Raw genomic sequence first — 18,739 nt, forward strand, 5'->3', positions numbered from 1 at the left:
TTGCCCGGTGCGGTGGCAACCATTCCTTCCCGCTTTTGTGAAGGCTGACAGTCATGCTGCTTGAAACGTTCGAGCCGGTTCTGAAGGCGGCGCAGCTTGCCGGATCGCTGACGCCCGCCTGGAAGAAATTCATCAAGACCAAGTTTTTCGTTGCCATCCTGCGCTCGCCGGATGAGGACCCGAAAAATTTTTTGCTGTCGATGTCACGCAATCCGGGCGACGGCAAGCCGGTCGTCATCATTGCCGAAGTGCGCGACCGGATCGACCAGCACCAGGGCGATGGCGTAGTCGCCGTCTCCGGGGCCGATATCGTGCGCCGGCTAGGCGACCAGGGCGCCATCCTGGTCGAACTGAGCGACGGCGTATTTACGGTGTCCAGGAAGCGCGTCGCTTGGTTGCAAAGCGGTATACAAGTGACGCAGGCGCGCGTGGCCACCCGCAAGCGCTTGCAGGCGGCCGCTCCGGCCGCGCCGCTGCCGGTGTTGTCGGTCCAGGCAGCGCAGCTGGTCGGCAGCGCTGCCCCGGTTACGGTGCCGGCGCCAGCGCCGGTGCGCCGTTCCCTGGAAGCGCTGGCCGCGTTGCATGTGCCCAAGCAGGCCAAGACGGGCCTGGAGTTTTTTGAGCCGTCGCAATGGAATGATGGCGCCGCCGCGCCCGCCGGCAAGAGTGCGTCGGGCGCACGCGCGTTTGCCACCTCCATGCCGGCCATGCTGAGCGTGATCGCCGTCGGCATCGCGGCCGTCATTTACCTGGTGCTTGGCGGTGTAGGCGCCTCCGATACCGAGATGGCGCCAAGCGCGCGCGCGCCCGCTGCGACAGTGCCGCCGCCTGCCGCCGCGCCTGTCGTCGTGGTGCCGAGCGCCCCACTGGCCCCTGGCGTACCGTTTTCCCCGGTCGACAACAGCTTCACCGTCAATGTGCCCGGCATGCCGGAAGAGCTGGAGCTCTCGCCCGACCAGGTCCAGCAGATGGGCGACTTGCGCATGCACCAGTACAAGCTGGCCATCGGCGAGCGCATCTACACCATGCAGTCGACCGATTACGGCGCTCGCGTGCCCGACGACCTGGTCGTGGCGATGGATGGCATGCAACGCTCGATCGTCGGCCAGGATGGCACGCTGATCAAGGCCAGGCCGGTCTCGCTGCGCAGTGCGGCCGGGCGCGAAGTGCGCGTGCAACTCGCCAACGGGGCGGTGCGCGCCGCGCGCTTTGCCTTTAGCGGCAGCAAATTTTGCATGGTCGCGGTGGTGGCGGCCAATGGCCAGAAGTCGGGGCCCGAGATCGACGCTTTCCTCGATTCCTTCAAGCTCAACTGACACGTTGACCGGCTCGCCGCGCGGCATGCGCGGCCGACAGCTGCTAAATTAATTTCGAACAACTTTATGATTGTATTGCTATTCAATACATGGCAATATCGCCATGTATTTTTTTTGCAATTTGAAAACTATAATTGAAGGTTGTTAAGTAATGTCGTCGGAAACATTTGAACAAGTCCTGGCAGCGGCGCAGGCTGCAGGCTCCACCACGCAAGCGTGGAAAAAATTTGTCAACACCAGGTTCTTTGTGGCGATCGTGCGCTCGGCCGACGGCAACCCGAAAAACTTCACGCTGCAGCTGGCAGACGCCGACGCCGACGGCAACATCGCGGTCCGCATTTCAGAGCAGCGCGAGCGTCTCGTTGTCGGCGGCGGCAATACGCTGGTGACCTTGTCGGGCGCCGAAGTGGTGCGCCGCTTGCAGGCCGAGGCGGGCATCCTGGTTGCGCTCAGCGAAGGCGTCTTTGCCATCGCCCGCGACCGCGTCGACTGGCTCAGAAAAGGCATTGAAGCGGCCCGGGCGCGCGCCGCCGAAAAGGCGCAGCCGGCTGCGGCGAGCTTCCCTTCGCTCGAGCAAGGTAGTTTGCCGGCTCCGGCCTCAGCTCCGGATTCCGCTCCGGCTCCGGCTCCAACCCTGGCGCCCCTGGCCCCGGCCGCAGCGACCCTGACGCTGGCCAAGGCAGCGCCGCAGTCGTCGCCCGTCACGCGCAACCAGGTCGGCGTGCTGGACGTGGCCGCCCTCAAGCCGCGCAATGTGACGATGCCGAAAATCGGCCTCGAGTTTTTTGTGCCGGCCAGCTGGCAAGAGAGCGCCACCGCCACCGGCCTGCGCTTCACCGGCACCGAACACGCCTGCACGGTCGAGGCAAGCGGCTTTCACCGCCCCAACCTGTCGATGGCGCAGTGGCTCGAGATGCGTCTGGCGCTGGTGCGCCAGGAAATGCGATACCTGACCCAGGATGGCGAATCCTACCCATTTGAAGGCGAACTTTGGCGCGGCCGCGTGACGGGCATGGCGACCGAATTTACCGGCACCTTTCCCGGCGACGCCTGCGAGAGCCGCTATCTGGTCGCCTGCATCTGGACCGACGGCGTGCTCGCGTCGATCACCGTGCGCGCGCCGGCCGGCGCATTTGAAGAGCAGCGCGCACTGTGGAAGTGGCTGCTCGGCCGGGTCGACATGAATGCCAGCGCGGCCAGCGTGTACAGTCCGCCGGCCAGCCTGGGCGGCATTGGCGGCGACTGGGAAGAGGCCGAAACGCCGCCTATGTTTGGCTTTTCGCTGGCCGGGCGCATGGGGCGCATGCGCGTGCTCGCTTATTCGTTTCCGGTGATGCTCTCGCTGGCCGTGGTCGGCATCATTGCCGCGGTGCTGGTCCCGGCCAGCAAGGCGCTCGGTCTGACCTTGCTGGTGGCCGGCGTGCCGGCCTGCATCTGGTTTTCGGTGCGCCTGATGGTGCTGCGCATGCACGACGTGAACCTGAGCGGCAAATGGCTGGCCGGCGCCTTCGCCCTGATGCTGCTCGGCGGCGTGCTGCAAAACTGGATCATGCTTGGCGTGCTGTTCGTCGTTTTCTGGATTGCGTCGATGGTCATTTACTGCTTCATTCCCGGCACCGATGGCGAGAACGACTACGGCGAACAGCCCGGCCCCAACTCCACGCTCGTCAATGTCGGCGCGACGCTGTTCATCCTGCTGCAGTTCGGCCAGATTGGGGCGGCCAGTTCGGGCAAGTACAACAACCGCCTGCCGTTTCCCGTCCCGCGCGGCAGCGCCGCTGCTGCCAAGGCCAGCGTACCGTTTTCACCGCCCGGCAACCCATTTACGGTCGCGCTGCCCGGCGTGCCCGTGAAGGTCGCCTTGCCGGCGGCCATGGTCCAGCAATTGGGCGAGGTCGAGCTGCACCAGTACCAGCTGGCCGCTGGCGGCAACGTCTATACGGTGCAGTCGATCGACTATCACGACCGCATGCCCGACAATCGCTTCGATGTCATGGACGCGATGCAGCGCTCGGTGATGGCCAAGGATGGCACGCTCATGGAAGCGACGCCCACCCTGCTCAAGGGCGCCACAGGCCGTCAGGTCAAAATCGGCACACCGGGCGGCGGCCTGCGCGCGGCCCGCTTTGCGGTGGTCGGCACGCATTTTTACATGGTCAGCATCGAGGTGCCGGACGCGGCCAAGGGAGCGGCCGCCACGGACGCTTTCCTGGCATCGTTCAAATTGAACTAAAGAAAGAAAATGACCGTTCGTTTGTTGACGTGATACATCCAGTGAACAAACTTCTGTCAAAGCGTATCAAAAGGAACGAAAGTATCAACATGGTGCAGGTACTACCGCAGTGCACAATTATGGCATAATCAAATGCGGTACTCGATTATTGCCTTCGCCTGACACCAACTATCATGATAAAAACGCTGTACGACAAACTCTGGGAATCGCACGTGGTGCGCGCCGACGACGACGGCACCACCGTGCTGTATATCGACCGCCACTTGGTCCATGAAGTAACCAGCCCGCAGGCGTTTGACGGCCTGCGCGAAGCGAAGCGCTCGCTGTGGCGCACCTCGGCCAACCTGGCCGTGGCCGACCACAACGTGCCCACCACCGACCGCAAGGACGGCATTGCCGATCCTACCTCGCGCCTGCAGGTTGAAACGCTGGACGCGAACGCGAAAAGCTACGGCCTGACGTACTTCAACATGAACGACAAGCGCCAGGGCATCGTGCACGTGATCGGGCCCGAACAGGGCGCCACGCTGCCCGGCATGACGGTCGTCTGCGGCGACTCGCACACCTCCACCCACGGCGCTTTCGGCTGCCTGGCGCACGGCATCGGCACCTCCGAAGTGGAACACGTGCTGGCCACGCAAACGCTGCTGGCCAAAAAATCCAAGTCCATGCTGGTGCAGATCGACGGCGCGTTGCCGTTCGGCGTGACCGCCAAGGACATTGTGCTGGCCGTGATCGGAAAAATCGGCACCGCCGGCGGCACCGGCTACGCCATCGAATTTGGCGGCTCGACCATCCGTTCGCTGTCGATGGAAGGGCGCATGACGGTCTGTAACATGGCGATCGAGGCGGGCGCGCGCGCGGGCATGGTCGCCGTGGACGAGACCACCATCAATTACGTCAAAGGCCGGCCGTATTCGCCGGCCGGGCCGCACTGGGACCGCGCCGTGGATTACTGGCGCACGCTGCATTCGGACGCCGGCGCCCAGTTCGACATGGTCGTTACCCTCAACGCGCTGGAAGTCAAGCCGCAGGTCACCTGGGGCACCTCGCCCGAAATGGTCACGTCGATCGACGGGCGGGTGCCCGACCCGGACCAGGAAAAGGACGCCGTGCGGCGCGACGCGATGGAAAAGGCGCTGGTCTACATGAACCTGCAGCCGAACATGCCGATCGCCGACATCCGCATCGACAAGGTCTTCATCGGTTCATGCACCAATTCGCGCATCGAGGATTTGCGCGCGGCTGCAGCGGTCGTGCGCGGCAAGCACCGCGCCTCGAACGTGCGCCTGGCGCTGGTGGTGCCGGGTTCCGGCTTGGTCAAGGACCAGGCCGAGCGCGAAGGGCTGGACAAGATTTTCCGCGATGCCGGCTTTGAATGGCGCGAGCCGGGCTGCTCGATGTGCCTGGCCATGAACGCCGACCGGCTCGAACCTGGCGAACGCTGCGCCTCCACCTCGAACCGCAACTTCGAGGGCCGGCAGGGGCAGGGCGGGCGCACCCACCTGGTCTCGCCGGCAATGGCGGCGGCGGCCGGCATCAGCGGCCACTTTGTCGACGTGCGCGCGCTGCGCTGACCATCTACGCGGATCAATTACTTATACAGCTCATGGAAAAATTCACGATATACGAAGGCTTGGTGGCGCCGCTCGACCGCGCCAACGTCGACACCGACGCCATCATCCCCAAGCAGTTCCTCAAGTCGATCCACCGCACCGGTTTCGGGCCCAATCTGTTCGACGAGTGGCGCTATCTTGATCACGGCGAGCCGGGCAAGGACAACAGCGGTCGCCCTCTCAATCCCGGCTTCGTGTTGAACGAGGCGCGCTACCAGGGCGCTTCGATCCTGCTGACGCGTAAAAATTTCGGCTGTGGCTCGTCGCGCGAACACGCGCCGTGGGCGCTCGACCAGTACGGATTTCGCGCCATCATCGCGCCCAGCTTCGCCGACATCTTCTTTAACAACTGCTACAAGAGCGGCCTGCTGCCGATCGTGTTGCCGGAGTCGCAGATCGATCACTTGTTCAATGAAGTCAAAGCCTTTCCCGGCTTTCGCCTCGTGGTCGATCTGGAGCAGCAGCGCATCGCCACCAGCAACGGCTCGCTGTCGTACCAGTTCGACATCGACCAATTCCGCAAATACTGCCTGATCAATGGCCTGGACGACATTGGCCTGACGCTGCGTCACGCCGACGAGATCCGCGCCTTTGAAGAGCGCCACCTGGCCGCCCAGCCGTGGCTGGCCAACGTCATTTAAAAGAACCACATGAAAATTGCAATCCTGCCCGGCGACGGCATTGGCCCAGAAATCATGGCGCAAGCGGTCAAGGTCTTGAACGTCCTTGGCGAACAGTTCGAACTTGAAAGCGCGCAGGTCGGCGGCGCCGGCTACGCCGCGCACGGCCACCCGCTGCCCCCGGCCACGCTGGCGCTGGCCAAGTCGGCCGACGCGGTTCTGTTCGGCGCCGTGGGCGACTACCAGTACGACAACCTGGAGCGCGCACTGCGCCCGGAACAGGCGATCCTCGGCCTGCGCCGCGAACTGGCGCTGTTTGCCAACCTGCGCCCGGCGATCCTGTATCCCGAGCTGGCCGGCGCCTCGACGCTCAAGCCTGAAGTGGTATCCGGCCTGGATATCCTGATCATCCGCGAACTGACCGGCGACATCTACTTTGGCAAGCCGCGTGGCGTGCGCGAGTGCCCCGACGGCCCGTTCAAGGGCGAGCGCGAAGGCTTCGACACGATGCGCTACGCCGAGACCGAGATCCGCCGCATCGCGCACGTGGCCTTTCAGGCCGCGCAAAAGCGCGATGGGCGCGTGACCAGCGTCGACAAGGCCAACGTGCTTGAAACGTTCCAGTTCTGGCGCGATATCGTCACCGACGTGCACCGCGACTATCCTGGCGTGGTTCTCGAACATATGTATGTCGATAACGCGGCGATGCAGCTGGTGCGCGCGCCCAAAAAATTCGACGTGATCGTGACGGGCAATATGTTCGGCGATATTCTGTCGGACTGCGCGGCCATGCTGACCGGCTCGATCGGCATGCTGCCGTCGGCCTCGCTTGACGCCAACAACAAGGGACTGTACGAGCCGTCGCACGGCTCGGCGCCCGATATCGCGGGCAAGGGCATTGCCAATCCGCTGGCGACGATTCTGTCGGCCGCGATGATGCTCAAATTTACGTTCAATAAAACCGAGCAGGCGGACCGGATCGAGAACGCAGTCAAGAGCGTGCTGGCGCAAGGTTTGCGCACGGCCGATATTTTTGAAGCGGGAACGACCAAGGTGAGCACCGAGCAAATGGGTGACGCGGTGGTAAAAGCCCTCGGCTAGCAGCAAAAAGTTACATCGTCCTCGCGAACGCGGGAACCCATAGACAAGATGCCAATAGTTCTCTTGGAATCAATGCGTTACAGTGACTAGCTCGAATAATGGAAACTGTCACTCGTCGGTTCTATGGGTCTTCGCATGCGCGAGGACGACGTAGTTTTCTACACATTTTTATACTAGAGAGAGCATGATGAAATTAGTTGGCTTGGTAGGTTGGCGCGGTATGGTCGGTTCAGTCCTGATGCAGCGCATGCAGGACGAGGGTGATTTTGCCCACATTGAACCGGTTTTTTTCACCACCTCGAACGCGGGCGGCAAAGCCCCGGCGATGGCGAAAAATGAAACCACATTGAAAGACGCGACCGATATTACCGAGCTGTCCAAATGCGAGATCATCATCTCCTGCCAGGGCGGCGACTACACTGGCGAGGTGTTCCCCAAATTGCGCGCGGCCGGCTGGAACGGTTACTGGATCGACGCCGCCTCCACGCTGCGCATGAACGACGACGCCGTCATCGTGCTCGACCCGGTCAACCTCGACGTCATCAAGAACGCGATGACGCGCGGCGTGAAAAACTACATCGGCGGCAATTGCACCGTCTCGTGCATGCTGATGGGCCTGGGCGGCCTGTTCCAGCACAAGCTGGTCGACTGGGTCAGTTCCATGACTTACCAGGCAGCCTCCGGCGGCGGCGCCCAGCACATGCGCGAATTGCTCACCCAATTTGGCACCATCAATCAATCTGTCAAGGCGCTGCTCGACAATCCGGCCGCGGCCATCCTGGACATCGACCGCACGGTGCTGGCCACTCAGCACGGCATGTCGGCTGAAGAAACCCGCCAGTTCGGCGTGCCGCTGGCCGGCAACCTGATTCCGTGGATCGACAAGGACCTGGGCAACGGCCAGTCCAAGGAAGAATGGAAGGCCGGCGCCGAGACCAACAAGATCCTCGGCCTGGGCGCCGCCTTCGGCAGCAGCGAGATCCCGGTCGACGGCTTGTGCGTGCGCGTGGGCGCGATGCGCTGCCACTCGCAGGCCTTGACCATCAAGCTGAAAAAAGACGTGCCCCTGGATGAAATCAACGACATCATCGCCGCCAACAACCAGTGGGTGAAAGTGGTACCGAACACGCGCGAAGCGTCGATGCGCGACCTGTCGCCGGCGGCCGTCACCGGCAGCCTGACCATTCCCGTAGGCCGCTTGCGCAAGATGTCGATGGGCGGCGACTACCTGTCGGCCTTCACCGTGGGCGACCAGTTGCTGTGGGGCGCGGCCGAGCCGCTGCGTCGCATGCTTCGTATTATCCTCGACAAGTAACTTGTCAAAACCTTCCATATTCTTGTAATTTCTGCAAGCTGGCGCTGGGACCACAAGTTGTGGTCCCAGCGCGACCGAAAGCTGCAAATTGCGCGTTTACAGGCACTTAGCCCCTACTTATCATCCAAAAGCTTGCATGCTCTAAAGCATGATGATATGTTGAGACTTCCGAGAAATCAGCCTTCTCGCCAGTCAACTCATAATGCCCCCAACTATGCATTTAAACACTCGCTCCAAGATTACTTCGTTCGCGTTGAAAACACTGTCGGGCGCGGTCGCCAGCGCAGTGATACTGTCCTCGTCGGCCCATGCGGCCGGCCTGGGCAAGCTCACCGTGATGTCCGGACTTGGACAGCCATTGAACGCCGAAATTGAACTGACGTCCGTCTCCGCCGAAGAAGCGAAAGGCCTGGTCGCCAAGCTCGCGCCGGTGGACGCCTTCCGCGTCGCCAACATCGAATTCAGCCCGGCGCTGCTGTCGCTGCGGTTTGTCGTCGAGCAGCGCGGGTCGCGCCAGTTCATCAAGATCACCTCGTCGCAGCCGGTCAACGAACCGTTCGTCGACATGTTGCTTGAATTGAGCTGGAGCAGTGGCAAACTGGTGCGGGAATATACCTTCCTGCTCGATCCGGCCGAACTGCGCAGCGCCCAGGCGCCGCAAGTGGCGGCGCCCGTGGACGTGCTCTCGCAAGGTTCGCGCACCACGCCTGCGCGCCAGGGTGCATCGACCACGCGCGCCACGCCGGCCACCTCAAGCGAGCCTGCTCGACCTGCTGCGGCCCCGGCCCCGCGCCGTGAGCGCGAGCGCGCCGCCGCGCCGGCCGAAGGCGCGAGCGCCGCATCCCAATACAAGGTGCAAAAGGGCGACTCGCTGGGCAAAATCGCAGCCAACCTGAAGCCGGTTGACGTCTCGCTCGACATGATGCTCGTCGCCTTGTACCGGGCCAATCCGGATGCCTTCAACGGCAATAACATGAACCGCCTGAAGTCGGGCCAGATTCTCAATGTTCCCGACAGCGCGGCCATCAAAGGCACCAACGCCGGTGAAGCGCGCGGTGTCGTCATCGCCCACGCCGCCGACTTTAACGCTTACCGCAACAAGCTGGCCGGCCAGGTCGCCACCGCGGCGCCCGAAAAGGCGCAGGAAGCGAGCCAGAGCACCGGCGGCAAGATCACCTCGAAAGTCGAAGAGCGCCCGACCGCGGCCAATGCGTCGCAGGACAAGCTCAAGCTGTCGAAGGCCGCGGCACCGGCTGACGCCGGCAAGACCGCCGGCGCGGAAGAGCGCATCGCCAAGGAAAAAGCACTGGCCGACGCCACCGCCCGCGTCAAGGAACTCGAGCGCAACGTCAGCGAACTGGAAAAACTGGTGGTGGTGAAAAACCGCGCCGCAGCCGAAGCGCAAAAGGCGCCGGTCGCGGTGGCGCCGCCAGTGCCGGCCAAAGTGGCCACCGTGGTGCCGCCGGCGCCAGTAGCAACGGTCAAGGCGCCTGTGGTTGCCGAGCCTGCGCCAGTGGTGCAGGCTCCGGCAGAAGTAGCTGTGCCGGCTGCGCCGGCCGTGCCGCCGCGCGCCAGTCCGGTCAAGCCGAAACCGGCGGCCGAACTGAAAAAGAACAGCGACGTCGCCGAAGCGCCTGGCATCGTGGACTGGATCTTGAATAACATCCTGATGATCATCGGCGCGCTGGCGGGCCTGGGCTTGCTGGTAGCCGTCGCCCTGGGCCTGAAAAAGCGCCGCGGCAGCGACATGAAGTCGTCCAACGAACCGTCGATCCTGGGCGCGCCCACCGACCAGGCCCATTCGCTGTTCGCCGAAACGGGCGGCCAGAGCGTGGACACCAGCAACAGCGTGTTCAACTCCAGCTTTGCGCCATCGGCCAGCCAGCTCGACACCAACGAAGTCGATCCGGTGGCCGAAGCCGACGTCTACATCGCCTACGGCCGCGATGCCCAGGCCGAGGAAATTCTCAAGGAAGCGCTGCGCACCCACCCCGAGCGCTATCCGGTGCGCCTGAAACTGCTCGAGATCTACGCCGCCCGCAAGGACGCGCGCTCGTTCGAAACCCAGGCTACCGACTTGTACAGCATGAGCAAGGGCAGCGGCGACGAGTGGGCGCAGGCTGCCGCGCTCGGCCTGTCGATCGATCCGCTCAATCCGCTATACGCCAGCGCCGCGAACGCCGGTCCGTCCACCATCATTCCCGTCGCCGCTGCAGCAACGGTGGCGGCGGTGTCGCTGAACAAGCAGTCCGACGCCGACCTGGACTTGACGGCAATGCCGGCGCCGGTGGTGGTTGCACCGGGCGCCGCCCCGGAAGACAATACGCTCGACTTTGACCTGGGCGGCCTGAGTTTTGAGCCGGTCGACATGGCCAAGGCCGCGCCGACGCTTGGTACGACCAACGATATCGCCGACATGGATTTCGCCATGCCTGGTTCGGCTCCCGTAGCGCCGGTACTGGCCAAGGAAGAAGCGCCGATGGACATGGACTTCAACATGGACTTCGACACGCCCGCCAAGGTGCCGGCAAGCGTGAGCCATGCGCGGGCGATGGAAGAGATCGACACCGACCTGGCGAGCAACGACTTCACGGCCGAATACGCAGCCAAGGATGACCTGAGCGGCATGGGCGACTTGGCCAATGCTTTCAATATTTCTGCAACGCCAGTGGCGACGCCGGCCCATGCCGACCATGCGCTCGACCTGGACGCGATGAACTTCGAGCTGCCGCTGTCGACGACCAAGGCTGCGCCGCAGTTCGACATGTCGGGTATCGATCTCGATTTGCCGAACGAGGAGTCGGGCAACACGCTGCCTGATTTCGGCGACACCCTGGTGCAAAGCCCGGCCGACCTGTCGGCCATGCACATGGAGATGGAGACCAAGCTCGATCTGGCCATCGCCTACCAGGAAATCGGCGACAAGGAAGGCGCGCGCGAACTGCTCGACGAAGTGATCAAGGGCGGCAGCGGCGAGCAGATCAGCAAGGCCAACGATATGCGCGCCAAGCTGGCCTGACGCACTGAAGGTACTGGACATACATTGAAACGGATAGCACTTGGTGTCCAGTACGACGGTACCGCCTGGAATGGGTACCAGAAGCAGCCAGACAAACATACCGTGCAGGACAGGCTCGAAATCGCGCTCGAAAAGTTTGCGCGCGTTGCCCTGTCCACCACCTGTGCCGGGCGCACCGATACCGGTGTCCACGCGCTCGAACAGGTCATCCACTTCGACACGGAGCTGACGCGCGACAAGCAGTCGTGGGTCAGGGGCGTGAACGCCTTTTTGCCCGACTCGATCGCGGTGCGCTGGGCGCACGAACTGCCGGTCCTGCCTGAACATGAATTCCACGCCCGTTTTTCCGCCTTTGCGCGCACTTATCACTACGTCCTGTTTAACAACCCGGTACGTTCACCCTTGCTGGTGGGCCGCGCCGGCTGGACCTTTCGCCCGCTCGACGTGGCGCTGATGCGCGAAGCGGCGCAATGCCTGGTGGGCACCCATGATTTTTCCGCCTTCCGCTCCTCGCAATGCCAGGCCAAAACGCCGGTCAAGCTGATGCACGCGGTGGACGTCAGGCGCCATGGCGAAGTGATCGTCTTCACGGTGCGCGCCAGCGCCTTTTTGCACCACATGGTGCGCAACCTGATTGGTTCGCTCATATATGTGGGCCAGGGGCGGCACACGCCGGCCTGGCTGCGCGACGTGCTCGAAGGGCGCGACCGCGGCGAGGCCGCGCCCACCTTCATGCCCGACGGCCTGTACCTGGCCAAAATCGATTACGATCCCAAGTGGGGACTGCCGCAAGACGCGACCAGCCCATTACCCTGGTTCTAAACATGCTACGCACACGCATCAAGATTTGCGGCCTGACCCGCCCTGAAGACGTCCGCGCCGCCGTTGCCGCAGGCGCCGACGCACTCGGCTTCGTGTTTTATCCCAAGAGCCCGCGTTTCGTCACTGCCGCGCAGGCCGGCGCGCTGATGGCCGAGGTGCCGCCTTTTGTCAGCACCGTCGCCTTGTTCGTCAACGCCAGCGCCCGTGAGGTGCAGTTGGTGGCGGCTGCAGCGCCGTTTGCCCAGCTCCAGTTCCACGGCGACGAGACCGCGCAGCAGTGCGCCGACATCGCCGGCGCCGTGAACCGGCCCTTCCTGCGCGTGTTTCGCGTCCGGCCCGACACGAGCGGCGCCGATTTGCTAGAATATGAGCTGCAGTACCGCGCCGCCAGCCGACTGTTCTCGGGCCTTTTGCTCGATACCTATGTCGATGCCTACGGTGGCGCAGGAAAGGTCTTTGATTGGTCTCTCATTCCAAAAGAACTCGCGCCTCGGGTCGTTTTAAGTGGTGGCTTGGACGTACAAAACGCGACTGACGCGGTGGTAAGCGTACGTCCCTATGCGGTCGACATCAGCAGTGGTGTCGAAGAAAGCAAGGGCATCAAATGCGCCCGTAAAATCGCCGCGTTTTCCGCGGCGGTGCGGGCTGCCGACACCATCATTAAAAGCGAGAGACACCATGAAAGAAGCACCTGAGCGCGCCCCGGCCGCACCCCTGTTCAAGACTGCCGAATACCAGTTCCCCGACGCGCGCGGCCATTTTGGCCCCTACGGCGGCGCCTTTGTCGCCGAAACGCTGAGCCACGCGCTCGCTGTACTGATTGCGGCGTACGAGCGCTATAGCCACGACCCAGAATTTCTCGACGAATTTCGTTATGAATTGAAGCATTTCGTCGGGCGCCCCTCGCCCATCTACCACGCCAAGCGCTGGTCCGAGCAGCAGGGCGGCGCGCAAATCTTCTTCAAGCGCGAAGACCTGAACCATACCGGCGCCCACAAGATCAACAACGTGATCGGCCAGGCGCTGCTCGCACGCCGCATGGACAAACAACGCATCATCGCCGAAACCGGCGCCGGCCAGCACGGCGTGGCCACGGCCACCATCTGCGCCCGCTTCGGGCTCGAGTGCGTGGTCTACATGGGCAGCGAGGACGTCAAGCGCCAGGCGCAAAACGTGTACCGCATGAAGCTCCTGGGCGCCACCGTGGTGCCGGTCGAATCGGGGTCCAAGACGCTCAAGGACGCGCTCAACGAAGCGATGCGCGACTGGGTCACCAATATCGAGAACACCTTCTACATCATCGGCACCGTAGCCGGGCCGCACCCGTATCCGATGATGGTGCGCGACTTCCAGTCGGTGATCGGCGAAGAATGCCTGGTGCAGATGCCGGAATTGGCGGGGCGCCAGCCGGACTACGTGATGGCCTGCATCGGCGGCGGCTCGAACGCCATGGGGATTTTTTATCCTTATCTTGACGAAAAAAATGTCAAGCTGATCGGGGTGGAAGCGGCCGGCGAAGGGCTGGAGTCGGGCAAGCATTCGGCCTCGCTCACGGCGGGCTTTCCCGGGGTTTTGCATGGCAACCGCACCTATCTGCTGCAAGATGAAAATGGGCAGATCATTGAAACGCATTCCGTGTCGGCGGGCCTGGATTATCCGGGCGTGGGGCCGGAGCATGCGTGGTTGAAGGATTCGTTCCGGGCCGAGTATGTGTCGGTGACGGATGACGAAGCCTTGCAGGCGTTTCATGACTGCTGCCACATCGAGGGGATCATCCCGGCGCTGGAGTCGTCGCACGCGCTGGCGTATGCGGCCAAATTGGCTGCCACGCTGCCCAAGGATAAGCTCATTCTGGTCAACCTGTCGGGCCGCGGCGACAAGGACATGCACACGGTGGCCGAGCGAATGGGGCTTGATTTCAGCTAGAGTTAGACGGATCACGAACCGTACAACCGTACAACCGTAGGGCGGAAAAGCGATAGGGCTAGGCGCCCCCCTTTTTCGCCATGCGTTTCGACGGCTCATGGCGAAAAAGGGGGGCGCCCAGCCCTGACGCTTTTCCGCCCTACGGATCTCTCCCCATTCATCAAGAAAGCTACTTAATATGTCCAGAATTACTCCTACCTTCGCCGCCCTCGCGTCCCAGAACAAAACCGGCCTGGTCACCTTCATCACCGCCGGCGATCCCGGCCCTGAAATGACGGTGCCCTTGATGCACGCGCTGGTCGCCGGTGGCGCCGACATCCTCGAGCTGGGCGTCCCGTTCTCGGACCCCATGGCCGAAGGCCCGGTCATCCAGCGCGCCTGCGAGCGCGCCCTGAAATTTAACATCGGCACCAAGGACGTACTCGAATACGTGCGCCAGTTCCGCGAAACCAACCAGAGCACCCCGGTGGTCCTGATGGGCTACGCCAACCCGATCGAACGCATGGGCACCGAGGCCTTCATTAAAGCTTCGCGCGCGGCCGGCGCCGACGGCGCCATCGTCGTCGACTACCCGCCCGAAGAATGCGAAGAATTCGCCGCCGCCATGCGCGCCAACGACCTTGACCTGATCTTTCTGCTGGCGCCCACGTCGACGCCCGAGCGCATTGCACAGGTGGCAAAGTTCGGCAGCGGCTTTAGTTACTACGTGTCGCTCAAGGGCGTGACGGGCGCGGGCAACATCGACACCGAAGACGTGGCGCGCCGCCTGGCGGCGATCCGCGAACACGTCAGCATTCCCATCGGCGTCGGCTTTGGCATCCGTGACGCGGCCACGGCAACGGCGGTGGCGGCCGTGGCCGACGCGGTGGTGATCGGCAGCCGCATCATTCAGGAAATCGAAGCGACGCCAAAAGAACAGGTACTCGACGCGGTCCAAAGCTTTGTGGCCGGCATTCGCAGTGCGCTCGATGCCGCGCGCTGAACGGGCGCCGAACGGGCGCTACGACGCGGGAATTGAGAAAGTCGTGGCCGCAGGTAGCATCGGTAGCTTCGGTAGCTTCGGCAGCGGCAGGCGTCAGGTCCAGCCCTGACGCCACAGCGATGCGTCGCGCAATTCGCGCCAGCCGATCCGGCGCGTGACGCCGCTGTGCACCGCTTCAAGGTCGATCCACTCCGGCGTTTGGTCTGGCTGGTCGGCCTGCACCACGGCGGTGACGATAAAGTGCTTTTCCTTGTTGTCGGGGATGACTGCCGTCCACTTGGTGCGCAGCAGTTTTTTCGGGGAGAGTATGTTCATGTCAGCAAGCTTAACGTAAGTGCGCTCAAGCCGTTCGCGGCGGATGAATGGGTGAACTGCTGGCCGGTCATGGTGTCCAACCGGCCGGTGGGGCGTATTTCGCTTGGTTTTATGCGGGTATTGTTATTATAATTGCAATTTTGCCTTGCTAATGTTCGACAAGCAGGTGCTAAAAGGCTAAACTACTGACCACTGAAGATCGCCGCAGAAGGAGAATGTATGAGTTGGTTAGAAAAACTGCTGCCCCCCCGCATCCAGCGCTCCGACGCTGCCTCCCGTAAAACCATGCCGGAAGGCTTGTGGGTCAAGTGCCCATCGTGCGAAGCCGTACTGTACCGTACCGACCTCGAATCAAATCTCCATGTTTGCCCCAAATGCAGCCATCATATGCGCATCCGCGCGCGCGCGCGCCTTGACGGCTTGATGGATGAAGGCGGGCGCTACGAAATCGGCCAGGAAACGCTGCCGGTCGATACGCTCAAGTTCAAGGACAGCAAAAAATACCCTGACCGCCTCAAGGCGGCAATGGAAGCGACCGGCGAGACCGACGCCCTGATCGTCCTTGGCGGCTCCATCATGAGCCTGCCTGTCGTGGTGGCCTGCTTTGAATTCGAATTCATGGGCGGTTCCATGGGATCCGTGGTCGGCGAGCGCTTCGTGCGCGGTGCCCAGGTCGCGCTTGAGCAAAAGGTGCCGTTCATCTGCATCACCGCCACCGGCGGCGCGCGCATGCAGGAAGGCTTGCTCTCGCTGATGCAAATGGCCAAGACGACCGCGATGCTGACCAAGCTGTCCGAGAAAAAGCTGCCTTTCATCAGCGTGCTGACCGATCCGACCATGGGCGGCGTGTCGGCCTCGTTCGCTTTCATGGGCGACGTGGTCATTGCCGAGCCAAAGGCGCTGATCGGCTTTGCCGGGCCGCGCGTGATTGAAAACACCGTGCGCGAAAAACTGCCTGAAGGCTTCCAGCGCGCCGAGTTTTTGGTCACCAAGGGCGCGGTCGACATGATCGTGGACCGGCGCAAGATGCGCGACGAAATCGCGCATTTGCTGGCGCTGCTGCAGGATCAGGCTGTTGAAGTGATCGCATAACATTCGTTTTATCCGGGCACGCATGGCGCAATGCGCTTCGCTTTTGCGCCCTACGGCCAGCAATGCACCGTAGGGCGCAAAAGGACAAAGTCCGCATTGCGCCATGAGCCGCCAATATCTTCCTCCGGTTCTCCTCATGTCCATCACTCCCACCACTCCCACCACCTTGCCCGCCTGGCTCGCGCTGCTTGAATCGCGCCACGCCGAAGTCCATATCGACATGGGCCTTGAGCGGGTGCGCGCCGTCAAGGAACGCCTTAGCCTTGCCTTTGCCTGTCCCGTCATCATGGTGGCCGGCACCAACGGCAAAGGCTCGACCTGCGCCATGCTCGAGGCAATCTTGCTGCGCGCCGGCTACCGGGTGGGCCTGTACATCAAACCGCACTTCCTCGACTTTAACGAGCGCGCGCGCGTCAACGGCGAACTGGCCAGCGACGAAGCGCTGGTCGCCAGCTTCGACGCGGTGGAAGAAAAGCGCGGCGACATTGATCTGACGTATTTCGAATTCACCACGCTGGCCATCATGCACCTGCTGTCCAGGTCCAAGGTGGACGTGGCCATCCTTGAAGTCGGCCTGGGCGGACGGCTTGACGCAGTCAACGTGATCGACGCCGATGTCGCCATCGTCACCTCGGTCGACATCGACCACACCGACTACCTGGGCGACACGCGCGAAAAAATCGGCTTTGAAAAAGCGGGCATTTTCCGCCCCGGCAAAGCTGCCATCTGCAGCGACCCGGTCCCTCCCGCCTCGCTGGTGGCGCACGCCGAGGCGATCGGCGCCGACCTGTGGCTGCTGGGGCGCGACTTCAATTATTCGGGCGACAAGCAGCAATGGAATTACGGCGGACGCGAGCAGCGCCGCAATTCGCTTGCCTATCCAAGCCTGCGCGGCGCCAACCAGTTGCTCAACGCCTCGGCCGCGCTGGCCGCGCTGGAAGTGCTGCGCCTGGAGCTGCCGGTAGGCGCCCAGGATATCCGCACCGGGTTGGTGGTGGTGGAGCTGCCGGGGCGCTTCCAGGTCTTGCCGGGGCGTCCCACCGTCATCCTGGACGTCGCCCACAACCCGCACGCCGCCGCGGCGCTGGCGCAAAACCTGGGCAATATGGGTTTTCATCCTTACACCTACGCGGTGTTTGGCGTCATGCAAGACAAGGACATCGACGGCGTGATCGCGCCCATGGCGCAATACGTGGACCACTGGTGCGCGGCCGACCTGCCGTCGCCCCGTTCGGCCAGCGCGGCCAGCCTGGTCGAGCGCCTCGGCCAATTGCCGCTGGGCGACGCCAAACCGGGCGAACGCACGGTCGCCGGCTTTGCCGATCCGGCCGCAGCTTTTGCAAATGCAATGAGCCGGGCCGGGGAGAATGATAGAATTGTGGTCTTTGGCTCCTTCTACACCGTCGCCGGCGTGATGGCAGCCCGAAAAACCTCACTTCATTAAAGAAAAACGCATGGGCTTGTTCTCGTTCCTCAATAAAAACAAGCAAGAAGCTGCCGACGAAGACAGCAGTTACGTCGCCCGTGACGATGACGCCGCAGCCGGGGCGCGGGCCCGTTCCAAGCGCGCTTCCAGCGCAGGCGAGCCTGCCGCCCGCCGCACCAAAGATGGCCGCGCCGCAGTTGACCCGGTGCTGCCCGAGAAAAAACGCGCGCGCCGCCGCCTGGTCGGGGCCATCGCACTGGCGCTGGCGGTCGCAGTTGGCCTGCCGATGATCCTCGATTCCGAACCCAAGCCGCTCGCCACTGACATCGATATTCGTATTCCCGCCAAGGACAGGGCGCCCGCACAACCGCTGCCGGCCCCTGTGGCCGCTGCCGAGACGCTCGACAAAAGCGAGGTGATTGTGCCGCCGCCGAATTCCTTCGTCCCCCCCGCCGATCCGGCACCGCCTGCGCGCGAGGTGGCCGAGGTGCGCCCGGTTGCGCTCAAGCCCGACCTGAAGCCCGATCTTAAGCCCAATCTCACGCCCGAACTTAAGCCCGAAGTCAAGCCGGACCCGAAGCCGGCCCGTGTCGAACCAAAGACCGTCGACAAGCCGCCCGTCAAGCTGGCCGAAGCCAAGCCGGACGCCAGGACCGAAGACGAACGCGCCATGGCGATTTTGGAAGACAAGCCGGCCGCGCCAATCAGCCAGAAAATCGTCTGGCAAGTGGCCGCACTGGCCAGCCAGGACAAAGCCAACGAACTGCAAGCCAGACTGAAGGCGGCAGGGGTCGCCTCCTTTACCAAAAAGGGCGCCAGCCCGAATGGCGAACTGATCCGGGTGCGCGTCGGCCCGTTCAGCAAGGAAGAGGGTGACAAGATCCGCCCCAAGCTGGCCAAAATGGGCCTGTCGGCCAGCGTCGTCTCCCATTAATAGCAACATGACTGACGGGAAC

General features: G+C 63.0%; 15 protein-coding genes. 14 read left to right on the top strand and 1 reads right to left on the bottom strand.

From position 1 onward, the window contains the following. The first annotated feature begins 53 nt into the window (after window positions 1-53). The 11 genes from ACP7BV_RS15390 to trpA all read left to right on the top strand — a co-directional run bounded on the left by ACP7BV_RS15390 (window position 54) and on the right by trpA (window position 14,950). Window positions 54-1,316 carry a hypothetical protein gene (locus ACP7BV_RS15390; protein ID WP_426105021.1) on the top strand — a complete coding sequence of 421 codons (1,263 nt, stop codon included), beginning with the start codon at window positions 54-56 and terminating at the stop codon, window positions 1,314-1,316. Window positions 1,317-1,467: 151 nt separating this feature from the next. Then, window positions 1,468-3,549 (top strand): DUF805 domain-containing protein, encoded by a 2,082-nt coding sequence (locus ACP7BV_RS15395; protein ID WP_426105022.1) that lies wholly within the window; start codon window positions 1,468-1,470, stop codon window positions 3,547-3,549. A 173-nt stretch (window positions 3,550-3,722) separates the two neighbouring features. Next, a complete protein-coding gene (gene leuC, locus ACP7BV_RS15400) occupies window positions 3,723-5,126 on the top strand; it encodes a 3-isopropylmalate dehydratase large subunit (RefSeq protein ID WP_426105023.1) in 1,404 nt (467 codons plus the stop codon). A 32-nt stretch (window positions 5,127-5,158) separates the two neighbouring features. Next, window positions 5,159-5,806, top strand: a complete 648-nt coding sequence (gene leuD, locus ACP7BV_RS15405) for a 3-isopropylmalate dehydratase small subunit (RefSeq protein ID WP_426105024.1) — start codon at window positions 5,159-5,161, stop codon at window positions 5,804-5,806. Between the two features lie 9 nt (window positions 5,807-5,815). After that, the gene (leuB, locus tag ACP7BV_RS15410; RefSeq protein WP_426105026.1) at window positions 5,816-6,886 is read left to right on the top strand and encodes a 3-isopropylmalate dehydrogenase; all 1,071 of its coding nucleotides are present in this window, start codon (window positions 5,816-5,818) and stop codon (window positions 6,884-6,886) included. Between the two features lie 187 nt (window positions 6,887-7,073). Continuing rightward, window positions 7,074-8,201, top strand: a complete 1,128-nt coding sequence (asd, locus tag ACP7BV_RS15415; RefSeq protein ID WP_426105094.1) for an aspartate-semialdehyde dehydrogenase — start codon at window positions 7,074-7,076, stop codon at window positions 8,199-8,201. Between the two features lie 214 nt (window positions 8,202-8,415). Beyond that, the gene (locus ACP7BV_RS15420; RefSeq protein ID WP_426105028.1) at window positions 8,416-11,220 is read left to right on the top strand and encodes a FimV/HubP family polar landmark protein; all 2,805 of its coding nucleotides are present in this window, start codon (window positions 8,416-8,418) and stop codon (window positions 11,218-11,220) included. A 24-nt stretch (window positions 11,221-11,244) separates the two neighbouring features. After that, complete coding sequence (gene truA / locus ACP7BV_RS15425; protein WP_426105031.1) at window positions 11,245-12,042, top strand: tRNA pseudouridine(38-40) synthase TruA; 798 nt, start codon at window positions 11,245-11,247, stop codon at window positions 12,040-12,042. Window positions 12,043-12,044: 2 nt separating this feature from the next. Beyond that, on the top strand, window positions 12,045-12,737 hold the full coding sequence (locus ACP7BV_RS15430; protein WP_426105032.1) for a phosphoribosylanthranilate isomerase: 693 nt from the start codon (window positions 12,045-12,047) through the stop codon (window positions 12,735-12,737). Then, window positions 12,721-13,968: a tryptophan synthase subunit beta gene (gene trpB / locus ACP7BV_RS15435; protein WP_426105034.1), complete on the top strand. Its 1,248-nt coding sequence runs from the start codon at window positions 12,721-12,723 to the stop codon at window positions 13,966-13,968. Before ACP7BV_RS15430 ends, trpB begins: the two co-directional genes overlap by 17 nt. 178 nt (window positions 13,969-14,146) lie before the next feature. Beyond that, window positions 14,147-14,950, top strand: a complete 804-nt coding sequence (gene trpA, locus ACP7BV_RS15440; RefSeq protein WP_426105035.1) for a tryptophan synthase subunit alpha — start codon at window positions 14,147-14,149, stop codon at window positions 14,948-14,950. Window positions 14,951-15,043: 93 nt separating this feature from the next. Here trpA and ACP7BV_RS15445 read toward each other — a convergent pair whose 3' ends face one another. Continuing rightward, the gene (locus tag ACP7BV_RS15445) at window positions 15,044-15,265 is read right to left on the bottom strand and encodes a TIGR02450 family Trp-rich protein (RefSeq protein ID WP_426105036.1); all 222 of its coding nucleotides are present in this window, start codon (window positions 15,263-15,265) and stop codon (window positions 15,044-15,046) included. A 219-nt stretch (window positions 15,266-15,484) separates the two neighbouring features. On the opposite strand from ACP7BV_RS15445, the gene accD reads away from it, so the two are divergent. The 3 genes from accD (at window position 15,485) to ACP7BV_RS15460 (ending at window position 18,717) form a co-directional block, all read left to right on the top strand. Further along, a complete protein-coding gene (gene accD, locus ACP7BV_RS15450; RefSeq protein ID WP_426105037.1) occupies window positions 15,485-16,357 on the top strand; it encodes an acetyl-CoA carboxylase, carboxyltransferase subunit beta in 873 nt (290 codons plus the stop codon). Window positions 16,358-16,493: 136 nt separating this feature from the next. Then, a complete protein-coding gene (gene folC / locus ACP7BV_RS15455) occupies window positions 16,494-17,801 on the top strand; it encodes a bifunctional tetrahydrofolate synthase/dihydrofolate synthase (RefSeq protein WP_426105038.1) in 1,308 nt (435 codons plus the stop codon). A 10-nt stretch (window positions 17,802-17,811) separates the two neighbouring features. Next, window positions 17,812-18,717, top strand: a complete 906-nt coding sequence (locus ACP7BV_RS15460) for an SPOR domain-containing protein (RefSeq protein ID WP_426105040.1) — start codon at window positions 17,812-17,814, stop codon at window positions 18,715-18,717. Window positions 18,718-18,739 lie beyond the last annotated feature (22 nt).

Source organism: Massilia sp. TSP1-1-2 (assembly GCF_049896185.1).
In the GTDB taxonomy this organism is placed as follows: Bacteria; Pseudomonadota; Gammaproteobacteria; order Burkholderiales; family Burkholderiaceae_D; genus Telluria_A.